Here is a 13583-nt window from a genome sequence, read left to right as displayed (position 1 = left end):
GGGCCGCCGTCACCCGCGGCGCACCAGGGCCGAGCGGTCACCGAACCGGATCATCGCGCCAACCGGCGCCAGCACCGGCTCCCAGGCGTTCAGCCGTCGGGTGGCACCCTCGTGGATCACCACGGTGCCGTTGGTCGAGCCGCGGTCGGTGACCTCGACGCCGTCACCGCTGGGGCGCAGCGAGAGGTGGGTCTTCGAGACCGACACGTCGATGATCGAGACCGTACGCGCGCCCAGCGTGTTCTCCGTCAGCGCCGGGTCACGGCCGACCAGTACCAGGCCGGTCACCGGGATCCGCTCGCCGGAGTCGACCTTGAGCATGATGCCCCGTTCGCGCGGCTGCGCCGGAGGCTGCTGGCCGCCGGACGTGGGCAGCGGCGTGGGAGCCGGCGTCGGTGTGGGGGCCGGGCGCGGAGTCGGGTGCGGGGTCGGTGTCGGGTAAGGCGCGGGCGTCGGGGTCGGAGGCGGCGGCACCGTCTGGCCCTGGTTGGGGGTCGTCGCGCGCGAGGGCGGGATCGCCGGGGTCACCGGCTTCGGGGCCACCGGGCCAGACGGCGGGGTCGCGAGCGCGCCACCAGGAGAGGCGCCCGGCTCGTCGTGTCTCGCCTTCGGACGGGAGACGCCGAGTACGCCGGCGCTGACCCGCCCCGAGGGCCGGTAGCTGCCGGCGTCGTGATCGTTGGGGGTGGTGAGCGAGGGCAGCGACTTCCGCTGTGCGACGGGCGCGGCCGCGACCGTCTTCCGGGCGATGCGCATCCGCTTCTCGTCATAAGGGTCGAGGCCCTCGCGGACGTCGACCATCCAGATCTCGGCCACCTTGTCGTGCCAGCCGCGGCTCCGCTTCTCCTTGTCGAACAGCGGCGAAGCGAGGAACGCGATCGGCGCGATCGGGATGATCCCGGAGCCCCAGAGCACCAGCGCGCGGAGGAAGGCGCGGCCGACGCCCGGCCGCTCGAGCGTCTTGACGTTGATCGAGCGGATTCCGACGACGGACTTGCCCAGCGTGACCCCGCGGCGGCCGTGGAAGACGATCTGAACGATGACGAAGATCAGGCTCAGCAGCACGGTGGCGCCGCCCGCGATCGCCGCCAGCATGAAGTCGGGGTGGCTCAGGAACCGGGCGACGCCGAACTTGCCCTGGGCAAGCTTCAGCAGCAGCGGGAGCGTGAAGACCAGGTAGGGCACCTGCAGGAGCAGGTAGCAGACGATGTCGACGGCGGCCGCGGCCGCACGACGGCCCAGCGGCGCGTCCTTCAGACCGAGCGAGGCGGCGTAGGCCGGGTCCGGCTTTCCGTCGGCGGTGAGACCCTCGATCCGGTCGTCATTCTCGGCGACCTCCCATATCTCCACCGCAAGAACTCCCTCACGCCCGATGTCCGAGTCCCGATGTCCGAGTACTGCGGCGCTGACCAACGACGCCAGCAGGTTACCGGAATGTCCCGGCTCGGGCGCGATGGTGTCTGGCAGGATCGAGGTATGTCAACACCCTCCGGGCCATCAGGGAGCCTCGAGCGCATCGTCTTCTCGGACGGCAGCACCGCCGATCTCGTACGCAAGGAGGACGGCTGGGCGATTCAGATCGACGGCGTCGCGCAGTCCCACCTCGGGGAGGACCCGGCGCAGCCGCCGAAGCTCGCCTCGATCCGGTGGATGCTGGCTGCGCTCGGGGACCAGGCGCCCCGCAGCGCCGCCCACCTGGGTGGCGCGCTGCTCGCGCTCCCCCGTGCGGTCGCCCACCGATGGCCGGCGACCACGCAGACGGTCGTGGAGATCGAGCCCGCGCTGGTGGAGCTGACCAGGTCACGGTTCCCGCTTCCTCCGGGGATCACCATGGAGACCGCCGAGGCACGCTCGTGGCTCGAGGCGCACCCGGGTACGGAGCACGATGCCATCGTCATCGACGTCTTCGTCGGCAACCGGATCCCGCCGGCGTTCACCTCGCTGGAGTGCATGACCGCGGCGCGCGGCGCACTGCGCGAGGAGGGTCGGCTCGTGCTGAACTCCGTCGCCGGCCCCGAGCTGCTCTTCACCCGTCGTGAGCTCGCGACATTGCGTACGGTCTTCGGGCATGTCGCGATGATCGTGCAGGGGTCCGCGCTCGCGGGGGCGAGGTTCGGCAACGCCACCCTGATCGCCTCGGCGTCCCCGATCGACGGCGACGTGATCCGCTCCTCGCTCGCCGGCGACCCGTCGAAGGGCGCGCTGGTGACCGACCTCGACCCGATCATCGACGGCGCCGACCCGATCAGCGAGGCCGACCAGCTCTGGTCCCCGGAGCCGAACCTTCCCGACGCGAGCGCGGCGCTGCGGCTCCTCGAGCAGGCCCGCCAGGCCGTCGACACGCTCAGATCCGGTGCGAACTGAGGCTCCATCGCCTTTGTCTAGCGAGATTCGGCCCTATCGCTCGGCAGATACCGCAACAGGCATCGACAGCCATTTCTTTTACCGAAACCGGCTTGTAACGTTCAAACAACCTGCTTGCGACTTGCGGGCGGGATGCTTGATGCGCAGGACAAACCACGATGCACACCATCTATCCGTTGTAGGGGGGACCTCGATGGAAACACTCACCGCCACCCAGCCTGAGGCCAACAGTGCCGCGAAGCAGCACAGCCTCAAGTTCCGTCACGCCAGTGCCCTGACGAAGCTCATGGATGAGCGCCAGGACCTGCGCGGTGTTCACGTGTTCGCCGACTTCGTCGACGACTCGGTGCGCTGGTCCGCCTGACCAGCAGCTCAATGGGGGGATCCACGATCCCATGGCGCAAGGCCCGGCCGGTGAAGGCCGGGCCTTCGCTACGCCCGGTGGACGATCCGGCCGCCGACGGCGGTGAGCACGACCCCGCCATGGGCGATCGCGGCGAGATCCCCGACCGAGGCCCGGAGCGGGTCGATGTCGAGCACGGCCAGGTCGCCGCGTGATCCGGGAGCGACCGTGGGTTGAGCGTCGACCGACGCCGCCAACGCCTCCTGGACGGTGAGTGCCTGCTCCGGGTGCCACGGCTCCTTGCCGTCCCGCGAGCGACCGACGGCGGCCGCGATGGCCAGCCACGGGTCGAGCGGCGCGACCGGAGCATCCGACCCGAGCGCGACCCGCACTCCCTCCTCGAGCATCCAGCGGGTCGCGAAGCAGCGGTCCTCCCGCCCCGGCCAGACATCTTCGGTCATCTCGCGGTCGTCGAGGATGTGCGCCGGCTGCACGGATGCGGTGATCCCGAGCCGAGCCATCAGCGGCAGATCCTCGCGACGTACGAGCTGGGCGTGCTCGATGCTTCCGCGCGCCCCCGTCATCGCGTACGCCGCCAGCGCCTCCGACACCGCCCGGTCGCCGATCGCGTGCGTGGCCACCTCGAGGCCGGCCGAGCGCGCCCTCCCCAGGAGCCCGTGCAGCTCGTCGGGTGACTGGTTCGGCGCGCCGCAGCTGTCCGGGTCGTCGGCGTACGGGTCGCAGCACCACGCCGTCCGCGTGCCCAGCGAGCCGTCGCTGATGATCTTGAGCGGTCCCATGGTCAGCCGGTCCTCGCCCGGGAGCAGCCGGTCCCCCGTACGCAGCCCCTCGGCGATCGCCTCGTCGAGCTGGTCGGCGTACGTCGCGACCCGGATGCGGACCAGGTCGCAGCCGGCCGCCCACCGCGATCGCCAGTCGTCGAGCCGGACGCCGACCTCGAAGTCGGTCACCCCGACCACCCCGAGCGCTGCGGTCCGGGCAAGCATCCGACGGTAGGCCGCCGGCGTGCTCCCGTTGGACTCGAAGAGCTCCGCGACCCGCGGGTACGTCTCGTACCACTCGGTCTCCTGCACCATGTCCTCCCGCCGCGGCAGGTCCACGGCGTCGAGCGCGGCGGTGTTCAGCCAGGCGTGGTGGAAGTCGTGGTTGACCAGGATCGCGGGGATGCCACCGGTGACCGAGTCGAGCTCGGAGACCGTGCCCCAGCGGTCCCAGGTGCCCGCCGAGTGACCCATCCCCACGATCGCCTCACCCGGTCCGACCTCGCGTGCGGCCGCGGCGACCCGCGCCAGCGCCTCGGCGGGCGAACGGGTGCCGTGCAGGTCCAGCCTGCTGGCCCGCAGCGTCCACTGGCCGAGGTGGGTGTGGGCGTCCCACAGACCCGGCACGAGCCAGCGGCCACCGGCGTCGTACGCCTCGACACCATCCGGTCGGGACAGGCCTTCTCCGACCGCCGACACGACACCGTCGGCGACGAGAACGTCAACCACCCCGGCAGGCACGGTCGCCCGGGGTGAGAGCGGAACGATGCGTACGTTCCGGAGGAGAAGGTCGGGCATGAGCAGACGATAAGGAGTCTGCCCATGCTCGAGCCAATCAGATACCGAGGAGCCTCAGCGGCGCTTGAAGATTCCCCTGACGAGCTCCCTCGCGGCGGTGCGCGCGGCCTGCTTGAAGGCGGTCGACTTCACCACCGTCTCGATCATCGAGTCGTCGTCGTCACGCGACCGGGATCGCGACCCGGAGGACTTCTTCGGAGCGGCCTTCTTGGCCGCCTTCTCCTCCGCCTCGGCCGTGCGGGCGGCCTCCGCGGCCTCCGTCTTCGCCTTGAGCTGGTCGACGGCTGACTCGACCTCGACGGACGCGGTGTACTTCGCCGCCAGCGGCGACGCCGCCACGGCGGCTTCCATCGCCGCGGCGTCCGCCGGACCCATCAGCGACTCGGGCGCGCGCAGCCGCGTCCAGGCGACCGGCGTGGGTGCGCCGCGCTCGTTCATGACGGTCACGATGGCCTCGCCGATCCCGAGCGTCTGGATGACCGCGCCGAGGTCGTCGTAGGAGGAGGTCGGGTAGGTGTTGACGCTGGACTTGAGAGCCTTGGCGTCGTTGGGCGTGGCGACCCGCAGCTGGTGCTGGATGCGCGAGCCGAGCTGGCCGAGCACGTCGTCGGGGACGTCGGTCGGCTTCTGGGTGACGAAGAAGACGCCGACACCCTTGGAGCGGATCAGCCGGACCGTGTTGGTGATCTGGTCGAGGAACGCGTCGGAGGCGTCGTTGAAGAGCAGGTGCGCCTCGTCGAAGAAGAAGACCAGCTTGGGCTTGTCGACGTCACCGACCTCGGGCAGCGCCCGGAAGAGCTCAGCGAGCAGCCACATCAGGAAGGTCGAGAAGATCGCCGGCCGGTCCTGCAGGTTGGGCAGCTCGAGCAGCGAGATGATCCCGGCGTCCCCGTCGTTGCGTACGAAATCCGTGACGGCGAAGGCCGGCTCACCGAAGAACTCGTCCGCTCCCTGGTCGGCGAAGGCGATGAGCGTACGCAGGATCACCCCTGTCGTCGCGGACGAGAGGCCGCCCAGGCCCTTGAGATCGGCCTTGCCCTCGTCGGAGACCAGCCACTGCAGCACCGCCCGGAGGTCGTCGAGGCGGACCAGCTCGAGGCCGGCCTTCTCGGCGTAGTGGAAGACGAGACCGAGCGAGGACTCCTGGGTGTCGTTGAGGTCCAGGACCTTGGAGAGGAGCGTAGGTCCGAAGGTGTCGACCGTGACCCGGACCGGGATGCCGGTGCCCTCGCCACCGAGCGCGAAGAACTCGACCGGGAACCCGCGCGCCTGCCAGGCCTGCCCGACGGAGGCCGCCCGTGCGGTCAGCTTCTCGCTCGACTCGCCCGGCGCGGACAGACCGGAGAGGTCGCCCTTGATGTCGGCTGCGAACACCGGGACACCGGCTGCGGAGAGCTGTTCGGCGAGCAACTGCAGGGTCTTCGTCTTTCCCGTGCCGGTCGCGCCGGCGACCAGCCCATGCCGGTTCAACATCCCCAAGGGAATGCGAATCGGCGTCTCCAACAACGTCTCAGCGTCCGCCATCAGGCCCCCGAGCTCGAGGGCGGAACCCTCGAATTGGTAGCCGGGCCCGACCGCTTCTGAGAGAGCAGCAGCATCCGTCATGCGCCGACTCTATGTTGGGTTTTGCCCCGAGGGCGATACAGTCACGAGGGTGATCTTCAAGCGTGTCGGCGACTCTCGCCCCTACCCTGACCATGGTCTGACGACCAAGGGGTGGGCCGCGCTGCCTCCTCGGACGGTCCGCCTCGACGAGCTGGTGACCACGAAGGACACCCTCCAGCTGGTGGCTCTGCTCAACGAGGACTCGACGTTCTTCGGCGACCTCTTCGCCCATGTCGTGGAGTGGAACGGCGAGCTCTACCTCGAGGACGGGCTGCACCGGGCGCTCCGCGCGGCGCTCCAGCAGCGCAACGTGCTGCACGCCCGCGTGCACAGCCTCGGTTAGGGCATGTCTGGTGAAGACACGGCGGCCGCGAGCGGCGTTTCGGGCCGATCTGGCAAGGCGTCCGCTGCGAAGGCATCCTGGTGGCTGTCGAGCGGCGGCAACGCAGCCAGATCGGATGCGAAACGTCGCGTAGCGGGCGTGGATTTGCCAGACATGCCCTAAGGCCTTCCGAGCCGTTAGGCTCGGCGTCATGCTCGATTCGGCCCTCACGGGACTTCGTACGTTCATCCTCCTCGCCGTCCTCGCGGCAGCGGTCGCTCTGGCCGGTGCCTGGGGATGGAAGGCGATGACCGCACCCTTCCCGCAGAAGGTCGATGTCGGTCCGTGTGTGGACGCGCCGGTCAAGAAGGGCTCCGAGGTCTACCCGTCGCAGGTGGTCGTGACCGTGCTCAACGCGAGCACGCGCTCCGGGCTCGCCACCCGGGCGATGACGGACCTCGTCGACGCGGGCTTCGTCAAGGGGTCCACCGGCAACGCCCCCAGCGGCACGAAGCTGAAGACCGTCGAGGTGTGGACGCCCGACAAGAACGCGCCCTCAGCCGCCCTCGTCGCGAGCTGGCTCGGTGACGCGAAGATCATGGAGACCAAGTCCGACATCCCGGGCATCGTGGTCGTCACCGGCGAGAACTTCCCCGAGGTCACCGGCGGCGCCAAGACCGTCACCGCCAAGGCGGACGCCACGATCTGCAGTCCTCCGGTCGAATAAGGCTACGCCGCCGCTCAGCGCAACCAGCCGGCCAGGCGTCCCTTCCGGCTGACCATCTCGAGGCGCCGTTCCGCGAGCTCACGCTGGTGGCGGGGTACAACGACCAGGACGACGTCACGGGCGCGGAGGACGGTCGTGTCCTCCGGAACCATGGTCCGCCCGTCGCGGATCAGCAGCGACACCGACGACCCCATGGGCAACCGGAGCTCGCTGACCTCGACGCCGTGCAGGCGCGACTCGGACGGGATCCGGAGCTGGATCAGGTCAGCCGCGATCTGCTCCAGCGGCGCGACGTCGAGGTCGAGCGAGCGCGGGTCGTTGGGGCGAGCGACCTCGAGCACGCGGGCGACCCACGGCAGCGTCGGGCCGGTCAGCAGCGTATAGACGACGACCATCACGAAAACCAGGTCGAAGAGGTCCTCGGCGCCGTCGACACCCTCGGCCAGCGGGATGGTGGTGAGTACGATCGGGACCGCGCCACGCAACCCTGCCCAGGAGACGAACACGGTCTCGCGCCACGTCATCCGGGAGACCACCGTGCTGACCAGCACGGATGCGGGCCGGGCGATGAAGGTCAGGATCAGACCGGCGGCGAGCGCGAACCCGATCGTCTGGAGGTCGATACGCCCGGGGGACAGCAGCAGCCCGAGCATCACGAAGAGCCCGATCTGGGCCAGCCAGGCGACCCCCTCGGCGAAGGACCTGGTGGCGCCGCGGTGGGGCAGCTCGGAGTTGCCGAGCACGAGCGCGGCCACGTAGATCGCCGCGAACCCGGACCCGTGCAGCCACGCCGCTCCGCCGTACGCCAGGAAGGCCAGCGTCATCACCGCCAGCGGATAGAGACCGGCGGACGGCAGCGCGGCCCGGCGCATCAGCCAGGCACCCCCGTAGCCCACGACCAGACCGACCACGATGCCCAGCAGCAGCTCGCCGACCACGATCCCGGCCACGACGACCGGATGGTGCTCAGCGATCGCCCCGCTGGCGATCAGCGTCACGATCACCACGGTCGGGGCGTCGTTGAGCCCCGACTCCGCCTCGAGGACACCGGTCAGCCTCTTGGGCAGCGGCACCACCCGCAGCACCGAGAACACCGCCGCCGCGTCGGTCGGTGAGGTCACCGCCCCCAACAGGAACGCCAGCTGCCACGGAAGGCCCAGCAGGTAGTGGGCACCCACCGCGACGATCCCGATCGAGACGACGACCCCGACCGTGGCCAGCATCAGCCCGAGACCGAAGGAGGGACGTACGTCCTTCCACGACGTCGTCAGACCACCTTCGGCCAGGATCAGCGCCAGCGCCCCGAAGCCGACCGCATGCGCGAGCGCGGCGTCGTCGAACCGGATCCCGAGCACCGACTCGCCGAGCAGGACCCCCATCAGGAGGTAGATCAGCAGCGATGGGAGCCCGGCCTTCGTCGACATCCGCACGGCGAGGATCGCCAGGAGCGTGACCAGGGAGCCGATCAGCACGAACAGGTCGAACTGATGGACGTCGAAACTCATGTACGCCAGGCCCCCCTCCGACCTATGGACCTGCATCTTAGTGTTTGCTCCCATGGACCGCCTGACTGTCGCGCAACGCGCGAACGTGCCTCCCTTTCACGTGATGGACATGCTCGAGCGGGCGGCGCAGCGGCAGCGGACGTACGCCGATCTCATCTCGCTCACCTCGGGGCAGCCCTCCACGGGGGCACCGCAGGCGGTCAGCGCCGAGGCGGTACGGCTGCTGCAGAGCGGTGACCCGCTGGGCTATACGCCGGCGACCGGGATCCTGGAGCTGCGCCAGGCGATCGCGGGGCACCACCGGGCGTGGCACGGGATCGACGTCTCCCCCGAGGACGTCGTCGTGACCACGGGCGCCAGCGGCGGCTTCCTGGCGACGTTCCTGGCGGCGTTCGACACCGGGGACCGGGTGGCGATGGCCCGGCCGTCCTATCCCTGCTACCGCAACGTACTCGCGGCCCTCGGGTGCGAGGTCGTGGAGATCCCGACCGGTGCGACCGAGCGCTTCCAGCCGACCGTGGAGCAGGTGCGGGAGCTGCACGAGCGCGTCGGGCTGAAGGGGCTCGTGGTGGCCAGTCCGGCCAACCCGACCGGCACGATGCTGCTGCCCGAGGAGCTGGCCGCGCTGGCTCGCTACTGCGAGGAGGCCGGGATCCAGCTGATCTCGGACGAGATCTACCACGGGCTGACCCACGCCGGGGACGGTAGCCGTGGCCGCAGCGCCTGGGAGACCTCGCGCGACGCCGTCGTGTTCGGCTCGTTCTCGAAGTACTTCTCGATGACCGGCTGGCGCATCGGCTGGCTGCTCGCACCCGCCCACCTGCGACGCGCGATCGACGTCCTGGTCGGCAACTTCACCATCTGCCCGCCGACCCTCGCCCAGCATGCCGCCGTGGCGGCATTCACCCCGGACGCGTACGCCGAGCTCGACGGTCACGTGACCCGCTACGCGACCAACCGCGGGGTGCTCCTCGACGGCCTCCGCTCGCTCGGCGTCACCGAGATGGCTCCGGCCGACGGCGCCTTCTACGTCTACGCCGACGTCAGCCGCTGGACCGACGACACCATGGCCTGGTGCCACCAGATCCTCGACCGTACGGGCGTCGCGATGGCTCCCGGGATCGACTTCGACCCGGTCGACGGACACCGCTTCGTACGTCTCTCCTTCGCCGGCTCCGCCGCCGAGATCGAGCAGGGCCTCGACCGCCTCTCCACCGTCTTGCGGTAGGGCGTTCTGGGCGAATTTGAGAAAGTTCACGATTTTACGTTTAGAACCGCTCCAGCGGGGTAGGAGCATCTCAGAGACCTGTCCAAGGAGGGATATGTACGGCGACAGCGACGTGATCCGTCGTCGGGTGAGCCGTCTGCGAGAGCAGGCTGGCGACATCCGCGCGAGTGCCGACAAGCTGGTGGTGCAGGCCGAGGCCGTGCCATGGCACGGTCGGGCCGCCGAGTCCCTCCGTGGGCGGATGAAGGAGCGTGCCACCGCGCTGCGGAGCTCGGCCGAGAAGCATGACCGCGCGGCCGACGCCCTGGCCAAGCACCTCCATCAGGTCGACCTGTTCAAGGAGCAGATCGCCGAGGCCGAGGCACGCGCCGAGGCGCTGATCGCCGAGGACGAGCTCGACGGATTCGAGGCCCCTGAGCCGGGCCACAAGGACTGGCTGGAGGTCACCTTCCGATGACCACGATCGACCTGGGCCCCGCTCCGGCGGCGCCGACAGAGCCGTGGGCGGGTGTGCCCCGCCGCGTCGGCCTGACCCTGCCCGAGCTGACCCATGCCTGCGAGACCATCGGGGCGCCGCTCCCGTTCGAGGTCGCGACGCACCGTGATGACGGGCTCGACGCCCGCTTGGGGCAGACCCGCTCGGCAGCCGAGGCCGAGGCCCTGGCCCGCGCCGTCGCCGGCTTCGGCGAGGGCAGCACCTCGCTGCGGCGCCGCGACCTCCTCGACGCCGACGGGACCCTCGACGCCGGGATCGCCGGCGCGCTGGGCCTGCTGGCTACCCCGGAGGTGGTCATCGACCTCGACGTCGTCGTCGACGGCCTCCGTGGCCGCGCCTGGCACCGGCAGAAGGGTGAGGCGGCCGCCTCGCTGGCCACCGTGGACGGGCTCGTCTTCGAGCTCTCCTGGTATCCCTCGGCGGCCTGGTCGGCCGAGCTCGGCCGCACCGCGACGCTGCCGGGTGACACCGCCCGGCTGGCCTCGGCAGTGCCCGAGCAGCTCGAGGTCCCGTTCGCGACCGCTGACGCCGTCTTCGAGGCGCTGCGCACCGGGCGCGGCGACCTGGTGCCGGTGCTGACCGAGGGCGACGTGGTCGTCTCGAGGGCCCTCGAGGCGCTGTCCACCGAGACCCACGGCCGGCTGCGTGCCGTCGTCGCGACCACCGCCGATCCGGAGAACCCGCTGATCGGCACGGTCTCCTGGACGCTGGTCAACGACGGCTGGCGTTCGATGCGTACGGTGTCGCTCGATGGAGAGCTGACACTGCTGATCACCAGCGTGGAGCCGTCCGAGCTCGCCGCAGACCTTGCCCCTGTTCTCGCGGAGGTGGCCCGATGAGCTCTTCGTCCAACGATCCGATCAACCGCCTGGGACCGCTCCCGAGTGGCGCACCCGACACGGTGCCGCCGCCCGCGGGCCCGGAGGACAAGTACGAGCAGATCCTCGGCCTGGCCGGCTCCATCGGCGACGCCGGCGCGCAGCTGCGCGAGTGGGCCGAGCTCGGTGCCGAGATCCTGGCTGACGACGACGTCACCTCCTCCGCGGAGCTCTCCGCGAAGACCTGGGAGCCGGCCGAGGACGAGATCCGGGCCGCGACCTCCGAGAAGGGTGGCGTCCTCGGGCTCAGCCAGGCGCTCGAGGCCGATGCGCTCTCGGTGCGGGCGACCGTGCAGACCTACCGCTGGATCGACGAGCTCCAGACCGCTGCCCGCAGCACGCTGGGCGCCATCGCGGCCAACGCGCTCGACTACCTCGCCCCCGAGGTCGAGCTCGGCGGGTCACTGCTGTCCGCCGGTCTGATCGAGACCGACGCGCTCGACCGTGAGGGCGTCACCGCCTATCTCGGCGAGCTCGCCCAGGGTCATCCCGAGCTGATGGACCACATCGCCACCGGCGGCGGGCTGCTCGAGTCGCTCGAGCTGCGCTCGCTGCTCACCGCCGGCTTCCCGCGTGGGGACGACGCCGGGGCAGCCACCGCGGGCGCGCTGCGCGCCGCCGGGATCGACTCCTTCGCGACCGACGCCGGGCACGCACTGCGCGACATCGGCGGGGCATTGGCCTCCACCGAGGAGGACACCGCGGCCGGCGACGTCACCGCCGCTACCCCGGCCACCATCGAGGAGCTCATCCGCACTCTCGAGGCGACCAAGACCGGTGTCGCGCTCCAGAAGACGGCGCCCGGCCGCTACATCGCCTATCTGCCGGGCCCGTACGCCGGCAGCCGGCGCCTGCGGCTCGTCTCCGGTGACCTCTCCGACTACATCGCCACAGCTTCGAGGACCATCGAGGAGTCGGTCGAGGCCGGCTCCCACGTGATGCTCGTCGGCGCCGCGGCCGGGGGCACCGCGGCGGCCGTGATCGCGGCGGCAGCCGGGGGTGCGTACGTCGTGGACCAGGTGGTCACCGTGGGTGCTCCTGGCGCGGCAGCGCCGCGCGTTCCCGAGACCACGCGAGTGCTGTCGCTGGAGGACCGCTCCGACCCGGTGGCGCTCCTCGGCGGGCTCATCAACGTAGGTGTCGGACACCGGTTCACGGTCGTCTACGACGGCACCACGGCGAAGGAGAGCCACTACGTCGCCGGCGGGCGGGCTGCGGACAACGCCGCCCACGACGAGCTCCGTGACGAGATCGGCCGGATCCGCAGTCTGGGATACCTCGGCTGAGTTGCGGGCTTGCCTCGATGACGTGAGTCGATACGGTGTAGGTCGCCCTCGGCACCATCCCCGACCTCGCCTGTCCTCGGACACCGGGCAGTCGATCGCGGAGGGCACTCTGACGCCTACTGATCGGTCCCTGTGAAGTCCATCGTCGTCCACGCCGGCCTCCCCAAGACGGGCACCTCCGCGGTCCAGGCGTTCTTCCATGCCAACACGCAGACGCTCGCGAAGGCCGGCATCTTCTACCCTCAGCACAGCGTCGACAAGAACGGCATCAGCGCCGGCAACGCCGGCTCGCTCATGGAGCGCTCGGGCCACCTCTTCGTGGCCTCACCCCACGAGGTCTCCAGGACGCTCGAGGAGTTCGAGGCCAGCGGATGCCACACGCTGCTGCTCTCCTCCGAGGCGTTCCTCCCTGAGCTGCCCGGGATCGCCGAGCTGCTGCCCCCGCAGGCCCGGTTCGTCCTGTACGTCCGTGATCCCCTCGCGTTCCTGGAATCCGACTACAACCAGCGGGTCAAACGGCTCGGGCACGTCGAGCCGTTCGTGGCGTCGCCTGATGCGTACGGCGGATGGCTGGGTCACCAGCATCTCTACAACGCTCTCGACTCCGAGGCGGTGCGCGCCCAGCTCGTCCTCCGGCCCTACCTTCCCGAGCTCTTCGTCGGCGGCAGCCTGCTCACCGACCTGCTCGACACCGCCGCCATCGACACCACCGAGCTCGGCGACCTGTCCTTGAGACAGGTCAACCTCTCCTACTCGCTGCATGCGCTCGAGATCAAGCGCGCGCTCAACGTCCTCCCGATCGGACCGCAGCTGCAGGAGCGCCTCGACGTCCACCTCCAGTCCTGCCCCCTCGGGCCGACGACCTACACCCTGATGCCTCCCGCCGACCACGAGCGGCTCCGGAAGATCGCCGACGACGAGCTGCACGCTCTGGCGCTGCGGTACGACATCGACTCCCTCGAGCCCATGCGGGACCTGCTGCGGGAGAAGCCGCAGAAGCCCTTCCACCCGCAACAGCTCACCGACGACGAGGTCGACGCCGTCGTACGGCACATCGCCAGTGTCGGCAAGCGCCTCACCCGCCGGATCGCCCAGACGCTCCGCGAGCACCCCGAGATCGAGCTCGTCTACCCCTCCCTGCGCGACTCGTTCGCCGCCGCTGCCGCGGAGCTGGGTGAGGAACCCACTGCGCCGAAGCGGCGCTGGCGGTCCCGCTGGTTGAGCCGCCGGAGCCGCTAGGCGGAGGCGC

13 protein-coding genes are annotated in these 13583 nt (G+C 70.4%); 9 read left to right on the top strand and 4 right to left on the bottom strand.

The genetic code is table 11. The features are described from left to right. Nucleotides 1-9: 9 nt before the first annotated feature. Entirely contained in the window at nt 10-1350 is a 1341-nt protein-coding gene (locus ACFWQC_RS14250; protein ID WP_378678756.1) for an RDD family protein, read from the bottom strand. A 126-nt stretch (nt 1351-1476) separates the two neighbouring features. Between ACFWQC_RS14250 and ACFWQC_RS14245 the strand changes: the two genes are divergently transcribed. After that, a complete protein-coding gene (locus tag ACFWQC_RS14245) occupies nt 1477-2364 on the top strand; it encodes a spermidine synthase (RefSeq protein ID WP_378678753.1) in 888 nt (295 codons plus the stop codon). A 193-nt stretch (nt 2365-2557) separates the two neighbouring features. Then, entirely contained in the window at nt 2558-2728 is a 171-nt protein-coding gene (locus ACFWQC_RS14240; RefSeq protein WP_168381080.1) for a hypothetical protein, read from the top strand. 68 nt (nt 2729-2796) lie between these two features. Here ACFWQC_RS14240 and ACFWQC_RS14235 read toward each other — a convergent pair whose 3' ends face one another. Beyond that, entirely contained in the window at nt 2797-4287 is a 1491-nt protein-coding gene (locus ACFWQC_RS14235) for an amidohydrolase (protein WP_378678749.1), read from the bottom strand. A gap of 54 nt (nt 4288-4341) precedes the next feature. Beyond that, nucleotides 4342-5892: a helicase HerA-like domain-containing protein gene (locus ACFWQC_RS14230; RefSeq protein WP_378678746.1), complete on the bottom strand. Its 1551-nt coding sequence runs from the start codon at nt 5890-5892 to the stop codon at nt 4342-4344. A gap of 49 nt (nt 5893-5941) precedes the next feature. On the opposite strand from ACFWQC_RS14230, the gene ACFWQC_RS14225 reads away from it, so the two are divergent. After that, nucleotides 5942-6235, top strand: a complete 294-nt coding sequence (locus tag ACFWQC_RS14225) for a type II toxin-antitoxin system VapB family antitoxin (RefSeq protein WP_045551249.1) — start codon at nt 5942-5944, stop codon at nt 6233-6235. Nucleotides 6236-6425: 190 nt separating this feature from the next. After that, complete coding sequence (locus tag ACFWQC_RS14220; RefSeq protein ID WP_378678743.1) at nt 6426-6941, top strand: LytR C-terminal domain-containing protein; 516 nt, start codon at nt 6426-6428, stop codon at nt 6939-6941. A 14-nt stretch (nt 6942-6955) separates the two neighbouring features. Here ACFWQC_RS14220 and ACFWQC_RS14215 read toward each other — a convergent pair whose 3' ends face one another. Further along, the gene (locus ACFWQC_RS14215) at nt 6956-8446 is read right to left on the bottom strand and encodes a potassium/proton antiporter (protein WP_378678741.1); all 1491 of its coding nucleotides are present in this window, start codon (nt 8444-8446) and stop codon (nt 6956-6958) included. 52 nt (nt 8447-8498) lie between these two features. On the opposite strand from ACFWQC_RS14215, the gene ACFWQC_RS14210 reads away from it, so the two are divergent. The 5 genes from ACFWQC_RS14210 (at nt 8499) to ACFWQC_RS14190 (ending at nt 13573) form a co-directional block, all read left to right on the top strand. Beyond that, nucleotides 8499-9674, top strand: coding sequence for a pyridoxal phosphate-dependent aminotransferase (locus ACFWQC_RS14210; protein ID WP_378678739.1), 1176 nt, complete (start codon nt 8499-8501; stop codon nt 9672-9674). A gap of 94 nt (nt 9675-9768) precedes the next feature. Then, nucleotides 9769-10131, top strand: coding sequence for a hypothetical protein (locus tag ACFWQC_RS14205; protein ID WP_378678736.1), 363 nt, complete (start codon nt 9769-9771; stop codon nt 10129-10131). Next, nucleotides 10128-11009, top strand: coding sequence for a hypothetical protein (locus ACFWQC_RS14200; protein ID WP_378678733.1), 882 nt, complete (start codon nt 10128-10130; stop codon nt 11007-11009). Before ACFWQC_RS14205 ends, ACFWQC_RS14200 begins: the two co-directional genes overlap by 4 nt. Further along, complete coding sequence (locus tag ACFWQC_RS14195; RefSeq protein ID WP_378678730.1) at nt 11006-12334, top strand: hypothetical protein; 1329 nt, start codon at nt 11006-11008, stop codon at nt 12332-12334. Before ACFWQC_RS14200 ends, ACFWQC_RS14195 begins: the two co-directional genes overlap by 4 nt. A 132-nt stretch (nt 12335-12466) precedes the next feature. Then, complete coding sequence (locus ACFWQC_RS14190; protein ID WP_378678727.1) at nt 12467-13573, top strand: hypothetical protein; 1107 nt, start codon at nt 12467-12469, stop codon at nt 13571-13573. Nucleotides 13574-13583: the final 10 nt, after the last annotated feature.

It is taken from the genome of Nocardioides sp. NPDC058538 (genome assembly GCF_042719275.1).
GTDB lineage: Bacteria > Actinomycetota > Actinomycetes > Propionibacteriales > Nocardioidaceae > Nocardioides.
The sequence above is the reverse complement of the archived record's forward strand: the minus strand, read 5'-3'. Positions and strand labels throughout refer to the sequence as shown.